Raw genomic sequence first — 18782 nt, 5'->3', positions numbered from 1 at the left:
AGCAAAACTTTTCGACAAGCAAAAAAATTTTGATGTCAGATAAAACCAGCTGACACTGCAGGTTGTTTCACCCCGTACCAGCGCATGTCAACGACTCACCCAGCACTCATCTACGGCGACGATTTCTGTGTCGCGTGCGGAAGAAGTTTTTCTAGTTCCGGTACATCCGAAAAGTCGCAATTCCCGGACAGAGCCTACATAAGAGAGAAAACACTATTGCAGCGCCTCCCATTTTCGCACTCCACTTTATGGAGAAAAGTGAGAGCGGGGACCTTTCCCGCCCCTCAGAAAATCTCTCAGAATATAACTGCTTGGTCGACTAAAGATGTCGGGCACTGGCTGAGGAGCGATGTAGTCCGAAACTCCAAAACCAGTCAGCCGGCTGAAGAGCCATACTAATTTTTCACTTCAGAAAGACAAGATCTGATTCAAAGGGAGTGAAAAACAGACTGAAAACTTAAAAAAACAAAAACCATCAAACCCTCGCGAGTCTGATGGCTCTTGCCCGCACGGCATAACCGAAACGGAGTAGACACCCATAGGTTAGCTGCCCAAGCGGCACGGGTCAAGGCCGATGCTCGCCTTTTGGAATCACCGGCGCATCGTTTTCTCTAATTTTGCGTCCGAGCAGCTTATCTATGAAACATCAGCTTCGCTGTGTCGTCTGCGTGCGTGGCAATTTGGTAATCGCCCATCAGACCGCGCGCACCCATTTTTTCTCTGGGCAAGCAGGGGAGGCTCCTGTTGCTCCGCACAAGTGGAAAGGTCTCTTCGCATGAGTCGCGCGATGAGCCAAAAAAAACTCGACTCGAGCATTGCCAATGGGTGCGGCTCGGGGCGAATGGAAACATACCAATCGTGGATCCGCATTCGGCGGAGGGCATCTTCACCTGTATCCAATCAGTACTCTTGGCCCAACCCGTTGCATACCCGCGCGCTTCAACTGCTCTCCGGTCTAGAGCACACGACCGCGAATGTAGCTGTATGGCTAGGAGTCACCGAGGTACGGGAGCAGCATCCCGCCTGGCCCTATCCACACCGGCATCCAGCTTCGGGAATAAATCCTGACCTCGATCGGCAACTTGGGACAGTGCCCGGACTCCTCGAGATCGCCAAAGATGCCGGCATCAACCACGGAGTTTACCCAGGAACAAAAATTCCGTTCGTTGCGACGATCGATTTTACCTTGGGCACTGGCCACTGGTCGACTAACCGCCTCATCCACTGGAGTTGCAAACCGCGCGGCTTGCTGGAGTCCGCTCCGAATCGGGAGCGCATGAAAGAACGAATATTGATGGAGCAGCTTTACAGCCATAGTGTCGGCGGAAAGCACGTGGTTATCGATGGCAGTCATTTCAACGGGGTTTTGGCCGCGAATTTAGATGCTCTATGCCCACTACGAAGCGAATACCTCACCTTGAAAGACTCGTCCCGATTCCTCGACTACGGCAGCGCGTTTATGGATGTGGCACATGAAGCAACTGTGAGCGACGCAAAGGAGCATGCTGCACGCCTCACTCGACTCGACGAGAAAGATCGGGAAACATATTTCCGCGCTGCAGCTTGGTGTGGTCGAATTGATATAGATATGGAAAAACCCATTGTGATGTCCCGCCTGCTGCAAATCGATACGCGGATGGTCAAGTCCAAACTGCGAAACGAATTACTCTAACGTATGAAACTTCCAATTATGGGATCAGTGCTGAGGTACTTTAAAGACGTTGGCTATCACGACGAAGGACGAGTTATTCTTATCGTGCCTGACGATAACGCTTTATGGTATTTGCCTTTTCCACCACCGCGGCGGAGCCCAGAAAAAGCTGGCGACAATCGTGCGAAGCCAGATGGGGCGAATTTCTCCGCGAAGCCTGTTTTAGACCATGCACTGCGCATGCCGAGGCGCATTTCGCTCAGTAGTTTGCCACAAGATTATTCATTCGTGGAATTCGTGCAGCCGGTCCACTGGTACGTTAGCGAAGAAGAGCTAGCGACTGGGATCTCAAAATCGAACATAGTAGGTTCTCGTACAAATTTAAAAGGTTGGTTGGAGTACCGCGAACTGCACAAGCTATGGATTGAGCCAATCTTTAAAGATCAGGGGGCGTACGAACTTTTGGAGTGCGGCCTGTTTAACGAGATCGTTGCTCAGCAGGCGAAAGCCATCGGCATTTCTCGTCGCAAACTTACGCAGGCAGTGCTTCGGCATTTCCTTGGCAATGATCACCGAAATGCTCATCTGCCGGCCTTTGGAATTCGCGGAGGAAAAGGCGCAGAGAAAAATTTCAAAACCAAACCTGGCAGACAGCGAGACGCCGTTCGTCGTGGAAAGTCAACAAATAACGGCTACAAATGCACTGCACAGGATAGACGTTGGCTTGCACGCGGTTGGCGGACCTACAAGAAGGCGGGAGTATCCGAGCGCCGAGCCTACCTTCTCACATGTCTCGATCACTGGCCTGGGAATGAAGCTGTGAAGGAAACCGGAGAACGTTTTTTGCTGGCGCCTCAGCTGATGCGACCGTCGTTCCGACAGTTTCGTAGTGCCGCTCTTAAAGAAAAGGCAGACGCAACGCGCGTCAATATGGGCGAACGTGTCTTTAAGGAGTGCCGCCGTGCTCTACGTGGCACAGCGAAAGACAACGTAGTGTTGGCCGGGCAGCTCGTTTTGATTGATAGCACGAGCGAGGATCAAACGCCAGTGTCTAGATTCAACATCAACGATGTCCTCCCAAGCACGTGGCGAACGGTGGTATTTGACGTCAAAACTGAGTATATCTTCGGGGTGTATTCAGGCTTCGAGTCGCCTAGCACCCTAACGTCGCTTTTGGCACTCAATAACGCAGGAACTCCGAAGATCGAATTTTGCGCCCGCCACAACGTTTCAATTGTTGAAGGAGAGTGGCACCACCGCGTGGCAAAACGAGTTCGCGCCGACAACGGCGAACTCAAAAGCATGAACGGCATTAGGACATTGAACACAGCTGAAGTCACAATTGAATTTGTACGATCCTATTCTGGCTCCTCGAAGGGATTGCTCGAGGCACATCATCGCAGCGCGCATGCTCACGCGGATCATCAAAATGTCGGCTCAACACTAGGGAAGAAAAGAGGTCGTGGTGAACCGGATAAAAACAAGAGTGCCAGTAGGACACATTTTACCAATATGGAGTTTGTTATTCGCAGCATTCTGCGGCATAACAATGAGGTCCCAGTTCCCCATCTTTTAACGGTCGAAATGCGACAGGAAAATGTTCAACCAACGCGACGCGCCATTTACGAGTGGCACGTTAACCGAGGATACGCAGCAAGCGAGCCCCAAAATCTTGATGATTTGCGCAGCCAATGCTTGCCTCGACTTGAGGCTGTACTCCACCGTGACGGCGTCTACCTCTTTGATCCGCGATTCGGGCACCACGAACGCTTAATCAAAGGACTTGTCTATTCGAGCGAATGGCTTATTGAGTCTGGCTATTGCGAGGATTCTTTTGGCAAAAGCGATTACATCGAGGCCATGATAGATCCAAACGATTTGTCTCGAATTTTCTTTTTTAGAGACGCGCAACTCCGTTGTCTGGAACGGCGCACGAACGACTCGCTCGCGAACGAACTGACGCTTTGTGAGCACTTGCTTATGACGGATTCGGACAAAGATTTAGTGGAACCGCTTAAAGAAAATCTCGATGAACAAGATGTGCATCGGATCGTGGACAACCGCAAGGCGAATCGTGATGCAACGAAAGCCCGGAAAGCGGCGCAAGAAAACGAAGCGGCTGCCGGCAACACAAAGTCGCCCGCGTTAAGCAAGACAGAGGGAAAAGCGCGCGAGCTTGAGGCGGCTCGCTATGAAAACCTCGGACTGAATCCCGAATTTGCCCGCACGAAGAAAAAACCGTCTTCGCGGATCGCTGCGAGCGCAGATTCGGCAGTTTCCGCCGAGCAATTTGGAGGCGCATACGAGCCTAAGCCCTTCACACTGAGCAGTCAGGCGGCCGTCGAAGCCGCAGAAGCTGCGGAAGCCTTGATGGACGAACTTCGCGCCGCGGGCCGGAAATAGAGCACTGCGTCTACAACTTCAATGTCTGAATTACCCGTGAACATTAGAATCGACTTAGGCGTGCACGATAACGAAAATCCGCTACTGCGAGGATTACCTCAAGAGCGTACCCATAGCGAGTGGTATCAATCTCTTGGCGAAGATCCATTAAAGCATTTCAAGCTCCCCTCGATTTTGATGGAAAGCCACGCAGAACTCGTCAAAGACCTCTATGTCCCTTCAACAGCGGCCGCCGATGTCGCCATGCGCCTGCAGAGCATGCTTCGAAAGTCGCTGCGAACACGCGACCCTCGAGTTGGAGAGAATCGTAGGCATCTATTTGAAATGGCGCGCCTTACGAAAAAAACCAATCTGACGGATGACCTTGAGGAACTCCCAAAGCTCACTGAAGGAGCGGCCGGCGCCATTGTGCAAGGACCTACGGGCGTTTCAAAAACCCGCTCACTTGAGTGCATCACTCGGCAGTTGCCGCAAGTGATAGAACATGGAGAAAACGAGGCGTGCGGCTGGCTCAGCCTAAAGCAACTCGTTTGGCTCCGAGTTTTTATGCCTGACGATGCTAATCGACGAACGTTGTATTTAACCATTATTCGTGAGATTGATCGTCTACTTGGAACCAATTACATAGCTTTGTTTAAAGAGCGCACGAAGAATGGGCCGATGTTGTTGCTTTTGCTTCATATTCTTTCGATCCATAGATGCGGGCTGATAATCATAGAAGAGATCCAAGAAAGGAACGTCTCCTCTCCAGTGCTGGGAAAAGAATTTGTCAGTACATTTTTGCGGCTATTGAATGCTGGAATTCCCGTTGTCTTGGTTGGAAATCCTTTGGGAATGCAAAAAGTTCTTGAATTTTCGCAAGATTTGCGACGTTTTTCTCAAGGGGGAATTTTCGATTTTTACCCGGCTTATGCAGTTGACGACAAGGATTGGTCGCAAGTTTTGGTCCCTCAGATTTGGTCTTGGACGATTTTTTCCGAGCCTGACGAAATTCCGGCAGCCGACCTTGTTGGACTGCTTTTTCAACGAACTGGTGCGATTCTCGACGTTCTGACTACATATCGGCGCGAGTGTCTCATCAGCGCCTTGAGGCGCTCTGCAAAACGTGTGGAGCAAGTGGATCTTTCACTAGCGTGGGGATCCGCAGCGATGAGACCGTTGCACGCACTCGGCGCTGCCTATGCCGATCACAACATCGACGCACTTATGAAATGGGGCGATCAGCCCATAGCGTGGTTACAACGTAATTGGATGGCCGAAGAATCACGTCGAAGCATGCGTAAAAAGGCAATTGAGCACCACGCTTCGACATCGCATTAGCGCATTGGCGCATTAGCGCATTAGCGCATTAGCGCATTAGCGCATTAGCAGGACCTATAATAACTCTCTTATATCGACCGCAATTTACATACTTCTTCGATATGACGCCAGCGTATCCTTTGTTCGCCACTTCCCATTCCATTTGCGCGGCCACATTTGCTCTGCACAACCATATCGAGCCGGAAGGACGATTTAAGCACCCTCGAAGATCAATAATAAAAAATGTCGAGAAGCTTAGCGGCTCTTTCCCGATAAAGCGAGGGAACGGTCTGCGTCATGCCGCCGCAACGATCAATCGCATACTGATTGCCGAGGCAGACGAAGATGCTTTTATTAGCAGATTTCAACAAGACAAAGGCTGGGGAAACAGGTCAAAGAATTTTTCACGATCAGAACGAAGATGCGTCTTTTGCGTGGCAGAAGACTTAGAACATTACGGATTTGCATATTCTCGTGTGTTGCATCAATTCAGAGGCGTGCTTCATTGTGCTTGGCATGACTCCCCTATTCAGGATACTTGTGCCCATTGCGGACCACAATTTGGATCAACGAAAGGAGGTTTTTCGACCGAGGACCTTGAACGGTGCAAGCTTTGCGGGCGCACAGCGGGGGAAGACATTACACGCCCACTCTCCGAGGGTTATGCCATTTTTAGTCAATCACTCTTCGAAGCGGTTACGGGTTGCGAATCCCTTTTTCGGCCTCGCAAGCGACTTGTAGACCAAACTTTGATGCACCTAACAGCTGCGCGAATTAAAACTGACCCGCTCGCGTTCTTTTGCGCGGCCTGGAATGCGCCTGATCTGCACGACGTGCTGCTTCTGTGCGGATGCCGCCTCGACCAGCAAAGGCCACTGGAGCGAATGTTAAGCGGAAAACGAGAATTAGAGCGCAGGAAAATCGATCCAATTTCGATTATATTGGCTTCAAACGCCGCATCATTGTTCCTTTCTAGATTTGCCAATGATATACCTGAGAGTGTTGCGCAAATAGACGATGAATTTCACATGAAGAAGAAACCCATCGTCGAGATATCTAGTCGACGAAGCAGGGCATACGGAATTTTTGAAATATTGAAATAGCAGTTAGGCGTGGTGGCCCCACTCGGCATGCGTGCCAAGGCAGGAGGGGTAGCGAACCAAGTGGCAATGGCAGCCTGAAAAGGCCATTCCTGCTTCTGTGGCCCGTCCGCCGGCACCCATACCGCTGCATGTTATGTACAGTGTGAGCGTCCAGTCCAACCATCTTGAAAGCCTGCTCGGAGCATAGGAGCCTAGTCCCCATCAACAACTCTTGGTGGACACGTGAGCACTATCCCCGATCAGCAAGCCGGCACACGCCGGCGACGTCGCATTCACAGCGACGAATTCAAGGCAAACGCTGTGGCCAGCTGCATGCAGCCGGGCATGTCGATGGCGGCGGTGGCAATGGCCCACGGCGTCAACGCGAATCTGCTGCGCCGATGGGTTCGCGACGCAGAGATGAACTCGGCAACCACCGTCGTCAGCGCGACCACCGTCGAGGGCCCCAAGGCGCAAGAAGCCAAGACAGTGTTCGTCCCGGTCAGCTTGCCGCCACCAGTGCAGCCGGCTCATAGCCCGGACGTTCGCATCGAGCTGCGACGTGGGCCGATCGCGGTCACCGTGACCTGGCCGGCGAGCGCCGCAAGCGAGTGCGCGGCCTGGATGCGCGAGTTGCTTCGATGATCCGCATCGACGCGATGTGGCTGGCCGCAGACCCTATCGACATGCGCGCCGGCGCCGAGCGCCTGTTGGCGCGCGTTGTGCAAGTCTTCGGCGCAGCGCAGGCGCACCATGGCTACCTGTTCGCGAACGCCCGCGGCACGCGTGTCAAGCTGCTGGTGCACGACGGCTTCGGCGTGTGGTGCGCGGCGCGCCGGCTCAACGCGGGGCGCTTCGTCTGGCCCAGCACGACCGATGCGACGCCTTTGCTGTCGCTCACACCTGCGCAGTTCGACGCCTTGGTCCTGGGCCTGCCCTGGCAGCGGCTTCCCGAGCTGAGCGTCATCACGCGAGCCTGAGGAGCCGGCGCCAACGCCAACGCCACCTGCCCCAAGCGTTGACGGGGGATGTGCCGATGTTGGCATCGGCGTGCACTGGCATCATTCAACGCATGCTTGGTGCGCGTGATCTTCCTGTAGCGAATCCTTCGGGACTGTCCGCCGAGACAGCTGCGCTGGTTGCTCAGCTGCTCCAGCGGGTGCAAGACCAGCAGCAGCAACTGGCCGAGCATGGCCGTGTCCTTGCGCAGCGCGACCAGGCGCTCGCCGAGCGCGACGCGCTGCTGCAGCGCAAGGACCGCGAGATCGCCCTGCGCGAGGCCAAGATCGAGAAGATCACCTTCGAGCTGGCCAGGCTCAAGCGCTGGAAGTTCGGCGCCAAGTCCGAGGCCATGAACGCCGAGCAGCGCCGCCTGTTCGAGGAGACGCTGGCCGAGGACGAGGCGGGCCTGCGCGAGCAGCTCGAGCGGCTTCGGCGTGAAGCCGCCGCGGCTGCGGCCGCCGCAGCAGCCTCGGACACAACGACCAAGGCGCCCTCGCGCCGGCCGCGCCGCAACCCGTTCCCCGATCACTTGCGCCGTGTCGAACACCACCACGAGCCCGAGCGCACCGACTGCCTGGAGCCCGGCTGCGGGCGCCCGATGACGCGCATCGGCCAGGAGGTCAGCGAGCGCCTGGACATCGTGCCGGCCGAGTTCTTCGTGCACCGCCACATCTATGGCAAGTGGGCCTGCCGCTGCTGCCAGGTGCTGCGCCAGGCGCCCAGCGTGGCAGAGGTCATCGAAGGCGGTATCGCTGCCAGCGGCTTCGTCGCGCACACGCTGATCAGCCGCTTCGTGGACCACATGCCGTACTACCGGCAAACGACCATCAACGCCCGCAGCGGCGTGCACACACCGCGCTCCACGCTGGCGTCCATCACCGGCCAGGCCGGCGCGGCGCTGCAGCCGCTGCACGAGGCGCACAGGCGCTTCATCCTCAGCTGTGCGGTGCTGCACGCCGATGAGACACCCGTGTCCCTGCTGGACCCAGGCGCGGGCAAGACGCGAAGAGCCTACGTCTGGGCCTACGCCAGAAGCTGGCACGACAAGGTGCCTGGGGTGATCTACGAGTTCTGCCCGGGACGCGGGGCGCAGTACCCGCTGGCCTTCCTGGGAGGCCGAGAGAGACACGGCAGACGATGGTCGGGCACGCTGCTGAGTGACCGCTACAGCGCCTACGAGACTGTGGTCGATCCCCGGCTGTATCCGGACCGCCTGGGCGCCGCCTGCGCCGCGCACGCGCGCCGCAACTTCGAAGAGTTGACGCACGACGGCACCAGCGTGGTGGGCCTGGAGGCGGTGCGTCGCTTCGCGCGCATCTATGGCGTCGAGGCGCAGCTCCAAGACCTCAGCGACGATGATCGCCGGGCACAACGCCAGCAGCTCGCCAGGCCGCTGTGGGAAGAGCTCAAGCACTGGCTGCAACTGGAGCGCAGGCTGGTGGCCGACGGCGGCCCGACGGCCAAGGCCATCGACTACACGCTGGGGCACTGGACCGCGCTGACGCGCCACCTGAACGACGGCGCGGTCGCCATCGACAACAACCACCTGGAGCGCCAAATCAAACCGTGGGCGATGGGTCGCCGGGCATGGATGTTCGTGGGCAGCGAACTGGCCGGCCAGCGAGCGGCCATCGTGATGAGCCTGGTGCAGTCGGCGCGCCTGAACGGCCACGACCCTGGGCCTACCTGCGCGACGTGCTGCAGCGCCTGCCGACGCAGCGCGCCAGCCAGATCGAGGACTTGCTGCCGCACCGATGGCAGCCCGCGTGCGACGCAGCACCATGACCTTGCTCACGCAGACCGTGATGGTCCGGGCGAACATCGACGTCGACCGCATGAGCGCGCAGCAGAAGGTTGATCTGGCTGACGAAATCCACGTCCAGCAGCCCAACCTGCTGGCCTCCATCCTTGTGTTGCCTCGCTACGGGGTCGACATGCTGCAGCTTGAAGTGCCCATCCACGTTCTGCTGGTCGCCTTCCAGGCCATGAAGCACTGCGGGCACGCCGTGCCGACGATCTCTGAAGACGTCCAGGAAACCTCCTTGCGGCGGCTGACGGCGACGATGGAGTTCACCGAAGGCGTGCCGCCAGCCCTCGTCGAGCAGATGATCACGAAGTCCTGCGTCGACCACCCTGAGCGCTACCTGCTTGCGTTCGTGTACGGCTATCTCGGCGAGCACGATCTGTTGCGCGTGAGAACTGACGCCGAGAAGTTCTTGCTGCTGGCCGCCCTCAGCCTCGTGGAGTGTGTGGCCTACGTCGGAGCACAGCTGCAGTCCAAGTGACCCGCGTGCGGCCGGTCAAGATGGTCGGACTGGACGCTCACTGTACAGTTGCACATAACAGGAAAGCATGGCTCTTCTGCAGCAGCGAGTTGGCGGGCCAGCGCGTCGCCGTAGTGATGAGCCTGGTGCAGTCAGCCCTATGCCGCGTGCGGCATAGGGCCGACTATGCCGACCGCCGAACTATGCCGAGCGGCCTTGCTTCTCCCCGGATGCACTGAAAGCTGCAGTTGATCCAGTCGGCATAGTTTGACCGCTCACAGTGCCTCGAGAAAGGCGAGCACGTGATCGTCAGGGCGGAATCGAAGTCGCTTGTGCTGCTTGTACGGCTCGAGCTTCGCGAGCGCTGCCTCTTTGAGGCCGAGGTGGGCATGAAGGTAGGTCTGCGTGGTCTCGATCGATTCATGACCGAGCCACAACGCGATCACCGAACTGTCGACTCCCGCCTGTAGGAGTTCCATTGCGGCGCTGTGCCTCAGGACGTGCGGTGATACCCGCTTGGTTGCCAGCGATGAACATGTCTTGCTGGCGACGCCTACATGCTTAGCCAGCAACGATTGAACGCTGTCCGGGCTGAGCTGACCGCCATGCAAGCTGGGAAATAAGACTTTGGCATCGCGGCGCGCGGGTTCATTGAGCCACGCCTGAAGCGCGATCCGGGCGTATCTTGTCAATGGGGTACATCGCTCCTTGCGGCCCTTGCCCACACACCGCACATGCGCACCGGTACCGAGATGAATGGCTTCTCTGCTCAAGCCGATCAGTTCGGAGAGGCGCAAGCCGGTCTGGGTCGCGAGCAGCAGCAATGTGTGATCGCGCCGGCCGAGCCACGTCGTCCGATCGGGCGCAGCGAGGACGGCTTCGATCTCGGAACTCGGGCAGCTCGTGTCCTCGGGCTCGTGGTGGTGTTCCACACGGCGCAGGTGCTCAGGCAGCGGACGACGACGCGGCTTGCGCTTGTTGTCGTTGTTCTCTCCCGTGGTCTCGGGTGACGGCGTCGCACCGCGCAGCTGACCGAGCTGCGCCTGCAGACTGGCCTCGTCCTCGGCAACGGTCTCCTCGAACAAGCGACGTTGCTCGGCGTTCATCGCCTCAGTCTTCGCACCGAACTTCCACGCCTTCAGCTGCGCCAGCTGGAACATGATCTTCTCGATCTTGGCGTCCTTGAACTGGATCTCATGTGCCTGCTGGCGAATGCGCTGCAGCATCTGCTGAGCAAGTGCCGTGACGGCCTCGGGTGCGAGACCTTGAAGGTCCTCGTCCTTGAGATCGTGCAGGGCTGGCATGGGGGTGAATCATGCAAGTCCTGCCGGCCTCATGCCACTGGGGGTTGTGCTGTCAACGCGCCGTGCGGCTCCTGCGACGGCGAGACTCGCCTTCAAAGTCCTTGACGCCGCGACTTACAGCCGCGTGATCACGCTCATCTCGGGCAGCCGCTGCCAAGGCAGCCCTACCACCAGCGCATCGAACTGCACCTGCGTCAACGCCAGCGGCGCCGTACCGTCGATCTCGCGCGGCCAGATGAACCGGCCGGAGTTCAGTCGCCTGGCAGCGCACCAAACGCCAAAGCCGTCGTGCACGAGCAGCTTCACGCGCGTGGCGCGCCCATTGGCGAAGAGATACCCGTGATGCGCACGGGCGCTGCCCATGGCGTGCACGACGTGCGCCATCAGGCGCTCGGCACCGCAGCGCATGTCCAGCGGCTGGGTGCATAGCCACAAGGCATCGATGCGGATCATCGCAGCAACTCGCGCAGCCAAGCGGCGCAGTCCGCCGCCGCCGACAGCGGCCACGCCACGCTCACCGCGAGCGTGCCGCGCTTGAGTTCCAACTGGATCTTCTCGACGTGCACCGGCGCAGCTGGAGCAGGAGGAAGTTCTGCCGGCGCGGGCAACGTGGCCGGCATCGCCAACGCAACGAAGTCCGGTGCACACGCCGTTGTCAGTACGGGCGCAGTAGCGACGCGTGAATCGACAGAGAAGCCACGACCTCGGCGCCACTGGTGAACAAGGTTGTCGTTCACGCCGAACGACTGCGCCACCGCCGCCACCGACGCACCGGGGACCGAACACGCGGCCATCACGCGTGCCTTGAATTCTTCGCTGTGCCGACGGCGCGGCTTCCTGTTGACATGCATAGGCGTCCATCAAACTTAGATGGACATCATGGTCAGCGCCTTGGCCTCTGGCCTCAAGATGGGATCACTGGCCGGTTACCACAAGATGGCTTTTCTGCCGAACGCTGCGAAGGCGAGCAGGCACTGGCCGCGTGCCCCTACATGGAGAGCAGTCCGGCCGCGATGGCCTGGCTCGTGGGCGCGTGGTTGCGCTCCACTGGCCAGCCCGCTCCCCGCGCCGTGCGCATGTCGCGCGGCTACAAGGTGCACGCCAACGGCATGCTGCTTTCGCTGGCCGATCCGGCCGCGATCGCACGCGTCGATTAACGGGAGGCGGTATGTCGAGAATGTGGCGCTATTCGCTGCGGTGGGCGATGCCCCATCGCCCCTGCCCTGGCCCGGTCGAGCTGGTGATGGCCGAGGTCGCAGCCGGCACACCCTGCCCGCCCGAGGTGGCGAAACGCTGGACGCCCGGCACCGGCTACGCCGTCAGCATCGACTTTCTCGAACCGCTGACGATCAAGCGATGGAGCGATGACCGAAAGGCGGACACGCGCCGGCGCAACCTGGTGCGCCGTCTCGAAGCGACGGCGCCACTCTTTGCCGACGAGCTCGCCGAGCGCGAGCTGTCGGCCAGGCCGGGTTACTTCGCTGGGAAGAGCCGCTAGCCAGCGGCATCGCCGGGAACGGCGATGCTCGCCGGCATACGCCGCGCCTGGTGCGCGGCGTTGTCGCTATGAGGCTCGCCCGCGGGCTTGGTCCAGCAGCTTGTCGAGGTGCGCAGCCGGGTCGGCACTGACTTTTTTAACCCTGTCTGCATTCGTCGCTGACCGAAGGCAGGTAATCGTGGCGCTCCGGCCCTCTGGCTGGTCTTGAAGTCGGCATTCGTAGGCGAGAAGTGCCAACAGTGCGCGATCCTGTTCCGGCAATCCCATCACGTCGGGCCACAGCAGCGACAGCCGCGCCTTGACCTCCTTCGCCATGGACTCACCGGCCCATCTGCCGATGAACGTAGCCACGACGGACACAACCAAAAAGACCGCGATCACTGTGTAAATCGTTCGACTTTTCAAGGTGCGTTCCCCCTATGTGGGGTCACTTCAGGAAACGGATCACAGCGTACGTTAAGCCTGCGAGGATGCCGGAATCCAGCGGTACAGAGTTGGCACGGACACGCCCAGGTTCTTGGCCACGTCGCGCGGCGGCACGCCGTTGGCCAGTAGTTTCCTGGCTGATTCGATCTTGCTGTCGGTCATTTTCCGCTTGCGCCCGCCTTTGCGGCCCAATTGGCGAGCCACTTCCAGTCCTGCGCGGGTACGCTCTGCCGTCAGTTCCCTCTCCATCTCGGCCAGGCTGGCCATGACGTGAAAGAAGAATCGGCCCGAGGGTGTTCCTGTGTCGATGGCATCGGTAAGGCTCTTGAACTGCACCCCTTGCTGGTGCAACTGGCCGACCAGCTCCACCAGATTCTTGACGCTGCGGCCCAGCCGGTCGAGTTTCCACACGACCAGGGTGTCGCCCTCACGCAGCATTTCCAGCGCCCTGGCCAGACCGGGCCGCTCGGCCCGGCTGCCGCTCATCTTGTCATCAAAGAGCCTGTGGCAACCCGCCTTGGTCAAGGCGTCGATCTGAAGATCAAGGTTTTGATCCAGCGTAGAGGCGCGCGCATAGCCGATCAGCATGCCGGACCTCGATTGAGTTGATTCATCTGCTCTTCCTTCTCGAAACTCGTGGTTATGGTAGGGCTTCGAGAATATAGTTTCAAGAACTGTTTCTGAGAATCAAAGTGTCACTTTCAGAAGGCGACAGCACGAAATATCAAAAGTCGACCGCACGGTCTTTTCTGACGTTGGAGTCGCCTCAGAAAACGGAAAATAAAGCACGCTAAGGCGTAGTTCCCTCGGGCTACACCGCGTCCGCACTGCGCGGTTCTTTCTTCCCTTGCAGTGACGCAATCAGCGGGCAGGAAACGTTCCCCTTCCGCGCATGGCAGGCGCACACCAAATCAGACAGCACGGCCTCCATGCGCGCCAGGTCAGCCATCCTCTCGCGCACGTCCTTGAGCTTGTGCTCGGCCAGGCTGCTGGCTTCCTCGCAATGGGTGCCATCCTCCAGCCGCAGCAGCTCGGCGATCTCATCCAGGCTGAAGCCCAACCGCTGGGCTGATTTCACGAAGCGCACCCGCGTTACATCCGTCTCGCCATAGCGGCGAATGCTGCCGTAAGGCTTGTCCGGTTCCGGGAGCAAGCCCTTGCGCTGATAGAACCGGATGGTCTCCACATTGACCCCGGCCGTCCTGGCGAAAACGCCAATGGTCAGGTTCTCCAAATTGTTTTCCATATCGCTTGACTCCGTACATAACTACGGAAGTAAGCTTAAGCTATCCAATTCAGATTCGAAAGGACAAACGTATGTCTGAACCTCAAAACGGGCGCGGCGCGCTCTTCACTGGCGGGCTGGCCGCCATCCTCGCCTCGGCTTGCTGCCTCGGGCCGCTGGTTCTGATCGCCTTGGGGTTCAGCGGCGCTTGGATCGGCAACTTGACGGTGTTGGAACCCTATCGCCCCATCTTTATCGGCGTGGCGCTGGTGGCGTTGTTCTTCGCCTGGCGGCGCATCTACCGGCCGTCAGCCGCCTGCAAACCGGGTGAGGTTTGCGCGATTCCCCAAGTGCGAGCTACTTACAAGCTCATTTTCTGGGGCGTGGCCGTGCTGGTTTTGGTCGCGCTCGGATTTCCCTACGTCGTGCCATTTTTCTATTGATCACAGGAGTTCACCATGAAAAAGCTGCTTTCCGCCCTTGCCCTCGCTGCCGTTGTTGCCCCCGTGTGGGCCGCCACCCAGACCGTTACGCTGTCCGTACCGGGCATGACCTGCTCGGCCTGTCCGATCACTGTCAAGAAGGCGATTTCCAAGGTCGATGGCGTCAGTAAAGTTGACGTGACCTTCGAGACGCGCGAAGCGGTGGTCACCTTCGATGATGCCAAGACCAGCGTGCAGAAACTGACCAAGGCTACCGAGGATGCGGGCTACCCATCATCAGTCAAGAACTGATCATGAAAGACCCGAAGACACTGCTGCGGGTCAGCATCATTGGCACAACCCTCGTGGCGCTGTGTTGCTTCACCCCTGTTCTGGTCATTTTGCTCGGTGTGGTCGGCTTGTCCGCGCTGACCGGCTATCTGGACTATGTGCTGCTGCCTGCGCTGGCGATTTTCATCGGCTTGACCATCTACGCCATCCAACGAAAACGCCAAGCCGATGCCTGCTGCACCCCGAAATTCAATGGAGTAAAAAAATGACCGAAATCACCGTGAATGGCATGACCTGCACATCCTGCGCCACCCATGTCAAAGATGCTTTGGAAAAGATTCCCGGCGTGAATGCCGCTGTGGTGTCCTATCCAGAAAGCCGCGCGCAAGTCATGGCAGACACCGCCGTGAGCCACAACCAACTGCTGGCCGCCATCGCCGCATTGGGTTATCAAGGCTCGATCCGGGTTGGTGATTTCAAAGATGAACCAAAAATCCGTGATGCACTTGAGGGCGCCGGTTTGCATATCGCCATCATTGGCAGCGGCGGGGCCGCGATGGCGGCGGCGCTGAAGGCCGTCGAGCAAGGCGCGACGGTCACGCTGATCGAACGCGGCACCATCGGCGGCACCTGCGTCAATATCGGCTGTGTGCCGTCCAAGATCATGATCCGCGCTGCCCATATTGCCCATCTGCGCCGGGAAAGTCCGTTCGACGGCGGTATTGCGGCAACTGTGCCTGCGATTGACCGCAGCAAACTGCTGGCCCAGCAGCAGGCCCGTGTCGATGAACTGCGGCACGGCGTTGGTGCATGGATACTGCGCAGGCGTTCTGTTAGGCTCGCGGCCCTGATAAAAAGACCGCCTCCCGCCACATGCCCAACAAATTCAACGCCGATCACCGCCATCATATTCCGAAGATGCGGCACTTCGTGCGTAACTGGCCCGAATATGAATCGGGACTTCGCAACCGTGGCAGCCTGACGTTCTGGGTTACCCCGCAGGCGATGCAACTCTGGCCAGCCCAAGCGCGCAGCACACCAGGCGGGCAGTCCATCTATTCGAATCAGGCCATCCAAACCAGCCTGATGCTGCGCCTGGTATTTGGCCAAGCCCTGCGACAAACCGAGGGTTTGATGAGGTCGATTTTCCAGCTTCTCGAGATTGATCTGAAGGCCCCCGACCACACTACCTTGAGTCGCCGAAGCATGACCCTCAAGGCTTTGCCACGCCAGTGCGCGCTGCCCGCCGGGCCGCTGCATTTGTTGATCGACAGCACCGGGCTGAAGCTGTTTGGCGCAGGCGAATGGCTGCAGAAAAAGCACGGACAAAAGTCGCGGCGTAGCTGGAGAAAGCTGCACTTGGCAGTGGACGCCAGCACGGGGCACATCGAGGCGTCGGTCTTGACTGGCCAGGATGTCGATGACCCATCTCAGGTTGGTCCACTGCTTGATCAGATCGAGCACGAAGTCGCCTCTGTTACCGCCGACGGCGCCTATGACGGCGAGCCAACCTACGAGCGGATTGCCCAACGCGATACGCAAATCGACGTCATTATTCCACCGCGCGTTACCGCCCAGCCCAGCGCGCAATTCGAGGCAGCGCCGACCACACGCGACAACCACCTGTTGATGATTCAAAGCTTGGGACGGCTGGAGTGGCAAGAGGCCTATGGCTACGGCAAACGTGCGCTGGTGGAAACCACGATGGGTCGCTTCAAGGCCATCATCGGGCCAAAGTTGCGTGCCCGTGATCCACGTGGCCAGCAGGCCGAGGCAAATGCTGCGGTGGCGGTGCTCAACCGCATGCTGAGCGCTGGACGCCCGAACTCCGTCCGCACTTCAGCAGCTGCCGTCTAAGCCCCTGCGGGGTTGGGGTAACCCCGGTCCCAGCGGTATCCATGCACCAACGCCGCTCGAACACCAACGCGCCGCCATGTTGCTCCACCACCGTGCGGCACAGGCTGAGGCCCAGCCCCATGCCGTCGGCGCGGGTGGTGAAGAAAGGCGTGAAGAGCCGCTCGGCCACTTCGTCGCTGATGCCGCAGCCCAGGTCGGCCACCGAGAACTCGAGCCAGCGCCGGCCGTCTTCCTGCACCGTGCCGCCCACCGCCGCGGCGCGCGCCACGCGCAGGCGCAGCACGCGGCTGCCGACGTTGTCGGGGCTGTCCATGGCCTGCATCGCGTTGCGCGCGAGGTTCAGCAGCACCTGCTCGACCAGCGTGCGGTCGCACATGGCGGCGGGCAGCCGGTCTTCGAACACCACCTCGATGATCACGCCCAGCTTGCGCGCCTGCAGCCGCACCAGCGGCAGCACCGCGTCGATCAGCGCCTGGGGCGCGACCGGCTCGCGCGTGCGGTCGCGCCGGCGCACGAAGTCGTGCACGCTGCGGATCACCTGGCCGGCGCGGTCGGCCTGCTCGGCGATGCGCCGCACCGCCATCGCCACTTCGCCCTGGTCGCCGCGCGCATGCGGGCCGAGCAGGTTGAGCGAGCCGCTCGCGTAGCTGGCAATGGCCGCCAGCGGCTGCGTGAGCTCGTGGCTCAGCAGCGAGGCCATCTCGCCCACCGTGGCCAGGCGCGCGCTGGCCTGCAGCCGCTCCTGGCTGGCGCGCGACAGCTCCTCGATGCGGCGCTGCTCGCTCACGTCGATGAACGCGCTCATCCAGCCGGTCTGCACCTTGTGCGCGTTGATCAGCGGCGCCTCGAAGATCAGCACCGGAAAGCGCGTGCCGTCCTTGCGCATGAAGACCGACTCGAAACCCTCGCGCGGCGGCATGCCGCCAGCGAGCCGCCGCGCCTGCCGCTGCTGGTATTCGTGCGCCAGCTCGGTGGGCCAATAGGGCGCGTCGGGCGCCTCGGCGTTGCCGGCCATGAGCTCCTCGGGGCTGAAGCCCACCATCTCGCAGAAGGCCGGGTTCACGTAGGTGATGCGGCCCTGCAGGTCGCGCGCGCGCAGGCCGGTGATGACGGAGTCTTCCATCGCCTTGCGAAAGGCCAGCGCGTCGGCCAGATCGCGCTCGGCGCGCAGGCGGCGGCGGGTGTCGCGCGCCAGCAGCACCAGCACCGACACCAGCGCGATCGAGATCGCCGTGACCAGCGCGGTGAGCATGTTCGGGAACAAGTCGGGCGCGGCGCGCCAGCCGTCCACGCGCAACATCAGCGCGGTGCCCGGCAGGTCGATGAGCTGCTGCGAAGTGAACACGCGCGTGCCGGTGCGCCGCGAGGTGCCCAGCGCCACCAGCCGCGTGCCGTCGGCCTCGGTGAAGGCCACTTCCTGCCCGCGCGTGAGCGTGGGGCCGACCAGCTCGATCAGTGCGTCGCGAAGCGAATAGCTGGCCACCAGGTAGCCGCCCGCGTCGATCGGCACGCACAGCTCCATCACCTCGACACCGCCGCCGCCCGCCACCGGCACGTAGTGGCTCGGCGAATAGGCCGGCGCGCCCAGCTTGCGCGCGGCCGCGCAGGCCAGCGTGACGTCGGACTGCTCGGGGCCGCGGCTGGCCTCGTCGAGGATGCGCATGCGGTAGGGCGTGTTGACGGCCTGCAGCGGGCGCAGCGCGGCGTCGCGCCATTCGAGCCGCAGCCACTCGCGGTGCTCGCGCAGCAGCGAGGCGGCGATGTCGCTCCACTGCCCCAGGTTGGCGCCGGGCGCCTGCGTGGCGCGCAGGCTCTGCGCGTTGCGCTGGAAGCCGCTGCGCAGGTCGGAGACCGCGTCGGCGGTGTCGCGGTCGAGCGAGGCCTGCACCTGCTCGACCTCGTGCCGCCCCGCGAGCCACACCACCGTGACCAGCAGCGCCGACACCAGCACCGCCAGCAGCAGCCACAGGAACCAGCGCTGCCACAGCGAACGCAGCCGCGCGAACGCGATGAGCGCCCATCGCCTCGGTGCGACGGTCAGCAGCGCATCGGGCATTG

The 18782-nt window shown here is 60.1% G+C and carries 21 protein-coding genes and 2 pseudogenes; 16 read left to right on the top strand and 7 right to left on the bottom strand.

Annotation, left to right across the window (positions count from 1 at the left end; translation table 11 throughout):
• Positions 1-84 precede the first annotated feature (84 nt).
• From L3V85_RS03660 to L3V85_RS03620, 9 genes and pseudogenes are all read left to right on the top strand, one after another.
• Entirely contained in the window at positions 85-399 is a 315-nt protein-coding gene (locus L3V85_RS03660; RefSeq protein ID WP_237678051.1) for a helix-turn-helix transcriptional regulator, read from the top strand.
• A gap of 388 nt (positions 400-787) precedes the next feature.
• Entirely contained in the window at positions 788-1672 is an 885-nt protein-coding gene (locus L3V85_RS03655) for a hypothetical protein (RefSeq protein WP_237678050.1), read from the top strand.
• 3 nt (positions 1673-1675) lie between these two features.
• Positions 1676-4054, top strand: coding sequence for a hypothetical protein (locus L3V85_RS03650; protein WP_237678049.1), 2379 nt, complete (start codon positions 1676-1678; stop codon positions 4052-4054).
• A gap of 36 nt (positions 4055-4090) precedes the next feature.
• Complete coding sequence (locus tag L3V85_RS03645; RefSeq protein ID WP_237678048.1) at positions 4091-5374, top strand: ATP-binding protein; 1284 nt, start codon at positions 4091-4093, stop codon at positions 5372-5374.
• A 1304-nt stretch (positions 5375-6678) separates the two neighbouring features.
• Entirely contained in the window at positions 6679-7080 is a 402-nt protein-coding gene (gene tnpA, locus L3V85_RS03640; protein WP_237677820.1) for an IS66-like element accessory protein TnpA, read from the top strand.
• Positions 7077-7415: an IS66 family insertion sequence element accessory protein TnpB gene (tnpB, locus tag L3V85_RS03635; protein WP_237677819.1), complete on the top strand. Its 339-nt coding sequence runs from the start codon at positions 7077-7079 to the stop codon at positions 7413-7415. The genes tnpA (L3V85_RS03640) and tnpB (L3V85_RS03635) overlap by 4 nt, the downstream gene beginning before the upstream one ends.
• A gap of 56 nt (positions 7416-7471) precedes the next feature.
• Positions 7472-9055 (top strand): annotated as a pseudogene (gene tnpC, locus L3V85_RS03630) (IS66 family transposase); the annotation flags it as partial.
• The gene (locus L3V85_RS03625) at positions 9025-9222 is read left to right on the top strand and encodes a transposase domain-containing protein (protein ID WP_237677816.1); all 198 of its coding nucleotides are present in this window, start codon (positions 9025-9027) and stop codon (positions 9220-9222) included. The pseudogene tnpC and the gene L3V85_RS03625, both read left to right, overlap by 31 nt.
• Positions 9219-9722 (top strand): hypothetical protein, encoded by a 504-nt coding sequence (locus tag L3V85_RS03620; protein WP_237677815.1) that lies wholly within the window; start codon positions 9219-9221, stop codon positions 9720-9722. The genes L3V85_RS03625 and L3V85_RS03620 overlap by 4 nt, the downstream gene beginning before the upstream one ends.
• 254 nt (positions 9723-9976) lie before the next feature.
• Here the strand turns inward: L3V85_RS03620 and L3V85_RS03615 are convergent, their stop codons facing one another.
• The 3 genes from L3V85_RS03615 to tnpA (L3V85_RS03605) form a co-directional block, all read right to left on the bottom strand.
• Positions 9977-11005 carry a tyrosine-type recombinase/integrase gene (locus tag L3V85_RS03615; RefSeq protein WP_237678047.1) on the bottom strand — a complete coding sequence of 343 codons (1029 nt, stop codon included), beginning with the start codon at positions 11003-11005 and terminating at the stop codon, positions 9977-9979.
• Between the two features lie 114 nt (positions 11006-11119).
• On the bottom strand, positions 11120-11458 hold the full coding sequence (tnpB, locus tag L3V85_RS03610) for an IS66 family insertion sequence element accessory protein TnpB (protein WP_237678046.1): 339 nt from the start codon (positions 11456-11458) through the stop codon (positions 11120-11122).
• Positions 11455-11856, bottom strand: a complete 402-nt coding sequence (tnpA, locus tag L3V85_RS03605; protein WP_272934724.1) for an IS66-like element accessory protein TnpA — start codon at positions 11854-11856, stop codon at positions 11455-11457. The genes tnpB (L3V85_RS03610) and tnpA (L3V85_RS03605) overlap by 4 nt, the downstream gene beginning before the upstream one ends.
• A 141-nt stretch (positions 11857-11997) precedes the next feature.
• Between tnpA (L3V85_RS03605) and L3V85_RS03600 the strand changes: the two genes are divergently transcribed.
• Complete coding sequence (locus L3V85_RS03600) at positions 11998-12162, top strand: hypothetical protein (RefSeq protein ID WP_237678044.1); 165 nt, start codon at positions 11998-12000, stop codon at positions 12160-12162.
• An 11-nt stretch (positions 12163-12173) separates the two neighbouring features.
• The gene (locus L3V85_RS03595; RefSeq protein WP_237678043.1) at positions 12174-12503 is read left to right on the top strand and encodes a theronine dehydrogenase; all 330 of its coding nucleotides are present in this window, start codon (positions 12174-12176) and stop codon (positions 12501-12503) included.
• 66 nt (positions 12504-12569) lie between these two features.
• Here the strand turns inward: L3V85_RS03595 and L3V85_RS03590 are convergent, their stop codons facing one another.
• From L3V85_RS03590 to merR, 3 genes are all read right to left on the bottom strand, one after another.
• Complete coding sequence (locus L3V85_RS03590; protein ID WP_237678042.1) at positions 12570-12908, bottom strand: hypothetical protein; 339 nt, start codon at positions 12906-12908, stop codon at positions 12570-12572.
• 51 nt (positions 12909-12959) lie between these two features.
• A complete protein-coding gene (locus L3V85_RS03585) occupies positions 12960-13517 on the bottom strand; it encodes a recombinase family protein (protein ID WP_237678041.1) in 558 nt (185 codons plus the stop codon).
• 223 nt (positions 13518-13740) lie between these two features.
• On the bottom strand, positions 13741-14175 hold the full coding sequence (gene merR / locus L3V85_RS03580; protein ID WP_000429838.1) for an Hg(II)-responsive transcriptional regulator: 435 nt from the start codon (positions 14173-14175) through the stop codon (positions 13741-13743).
• A 71-nt stretch (positions 14176-14246) separates the two neighbouring features.
• On the opposite strand from merR, the gene merT reads away from it, so the two are divergent.
• The 5 genes and pseudogenes from merT (at position 14247) to L3V85_RS03555 (ending at position 16724) form a co-directional block, all read left to right on the top strand.
• A complete protein-coding gene (gene merT / locus L3V85_RS03575; RefSeq protein ID WP_001294667.1) occupies positions 14247-14597 on the top strand; it encodes a mercuric ion transporter MerT in 351 nt (116 codons plus the stop codon).
• 15 nt (positions 14598-14612) lie between these two features.
• A complete protein-coding gene (gene merP, locus L3V85_RS03570) occupies positions 14613-14888 on the top strand; it encodes a mercury resistance system periplasmic binding protein MerP (RefSeq protein ID WP_000735441.1) in 276 nt (91 codons plus the stop codon).
• Between the two features lie 2 nt (positions 14889-14890).
• Positions 14891-15136: a mercury resistance system transport protein MerF gene (merF, locus tag L3V85_RS03565; protein ID WP_000654684.1), complete on the top strand. Its 246-nt coding sequence runs from the start codon at positions 14891-14893 to the stop codon at positions 15134-15136.
• A pseudogene (locus L3V85_RS03560) lies at positions 15133-15666 on the top strand (cation transporter); the annotation flags it as partial. The gene merF and the pseudogene L3V85_RS03560, both read left to right, overlap by 4 nt.
• 74 nt (positions 15667-15740) lie before the next feature.
• Complete coding sequence (locus L3V85_RS03555) at positions 15741-16724, top strand: IS5 family transposase (protein WP_237676703.1); 984 nt, start codon at positions 15741-15743, stop codon at positions 16722-16724.
• Here L3V85_RS03555 and L3V85_RS03550 read toward each other — a convergent pair.
• Positions 16663-18780, bottom strand: a complete 2118-nt coding sequence (locus tag L3V85_RS03550) for a two-component system sensor histidine kinase NtrB (protein WP_237678040.1) — start codon at positions 18778-18780, stop codon at positions 16663-16665. The genes L3V85_RS03555 and L3V85_RS03550 overlap by 62 nt on opposite strands.
• Positions 18781-18782: the final 2 nt, after the last annotated feature.

It is taken from the genome of Variovorax paradoxus (assembly GCF_022009635.1).
Lineage (GTDB): Bacteria > Pseudomonadota > Gammaproteobacteria > Burkholderiales > Burkholderiaceae_C > Variovorax.
This window is presented reverse-complemented; position numbering and strand designations above follow the sequence as displayed.

Bases quoted from the DNA above. Each gene is read 5' to 3' on its own strand.
- L3V85_RS03595 (WP_237678043.1), top strand. From the start codon at position 12,174: ATGTCGAGAATGTGGCGCTATTCGCTGCGGTGGGCGATGCCCCATCGC.
- merP (WP_000735441.1), top strand. From the start codon at position 14,613: ATGAAAAAGCTGCTTTCCGCCCTTGCCCTCGCTGCCGTTGTTGCCCCC.
- L3V85_RS03660 (WP_237678051.1), top strand. From the start codon at position 85: ATGTCAACGACTCACCCAGCACTCATCTACGGCGACGATTTCTGTGTC.
- L3V85_RS03625 (WP_237677816.1), top strand. From the start codon at position 9,025: ATGGATGTTCGTGGGCAGCGAACTGGCCGGCCAGCGAGCGGCCATCGT.
- tnpA (WP_272934724.1), bottom strand. From the start codon at position 11,856: ATGCATGTCAACAGGAAGCCGCGCCGTCGGCACAGCGAAGAATTCAAG.
- L3V85_RS03585 (WP_237678041.1), bottom strand. From the start codon at position 13,517: ATGCTGATCGGCTATGCGCGCGCCTCTACGCTGGATCAAAACCTTGAT.
- merT (WP_001294667.1), top strand. From the start codon at position 14,247: ATGTCTGAACCTCAAAACGGGCGCGGCGCGCTCTTCACTGGCGGGCTG.
- L3V85_RS03550 (WP_237678040.1), bottom strand. From the start codon at position 18,780: ATGCCCGATGCGCTGCTGACCGTCGCACCGAGGCGATGGGCGCTCATC.
- tnpB (WP_237678046.1), bottom strand. From the start codon at position 11,458: ATGATCCGCATCGATGCCTTGTGGCTATGCACCCAGCCGCTGGACATG.
- merF (WP_000654684.1), top strand. From the start codon at position 14,891: ATGAAAGACCCGAAGACACTGCTGCGGGTCAGCATCATTGGCACAACC.
- L3V85_RS03620 (WP_237677815.1), top strand. From the start codon at position 9,219: ATGACCTTGCTCACGCAGACCGTGATGGTCCGGGCGAACATCGACGTC.
- L3V85_RS03615 (WP_237678047.1), bottom strand. From the start codon at position 11,005: ATGCCAGCCCTGCACGATCTCAAGGACGAGGACCTTCAAGGTCTCGCA.
- L3V85_RS03555 (WP_237676703.1), top strand. From the start codon at position 15,741: ATGCCCAACAAATTCAACGCCGATCACCGCCATCATATTCCGAAGATG.
- tnpB (WP_237677819.1), top strand. From the start codon at position 7,077: ATGATCCGCATCGACGCGATGTGGCTGGCCGCAGACCCTATCGACATG.
- L3V85_RS03650 (WP_237678049.1), top strand. From the start codon at position 1,676: ATGAAACTTCCAATTATGGGATCAGTGCTGAGGTACTTTAAAGACGTT.
- merR (WP_000429838.1), bottom strand. From the start codon at position 14,175: ATGGAAAACAATTTGGAGAACCTGACCATTGGCGTTTTCGCCAGGACG.
- L3V85_RS03655 (WP_237678050.1), top strand. From the start codon at position 788: ATGAGCCAAAAAAAACTCGACTCGAGCATTGCCAATGGGTGCGGCTCG.
- L3V85_RS03600 (WP_237678044.1), top strand. From the start codon at position 11,998: ATGGAGAGCAGTCCGGCCGCGATGGCCTGGCTCGTGGGCGCGTGGTTG.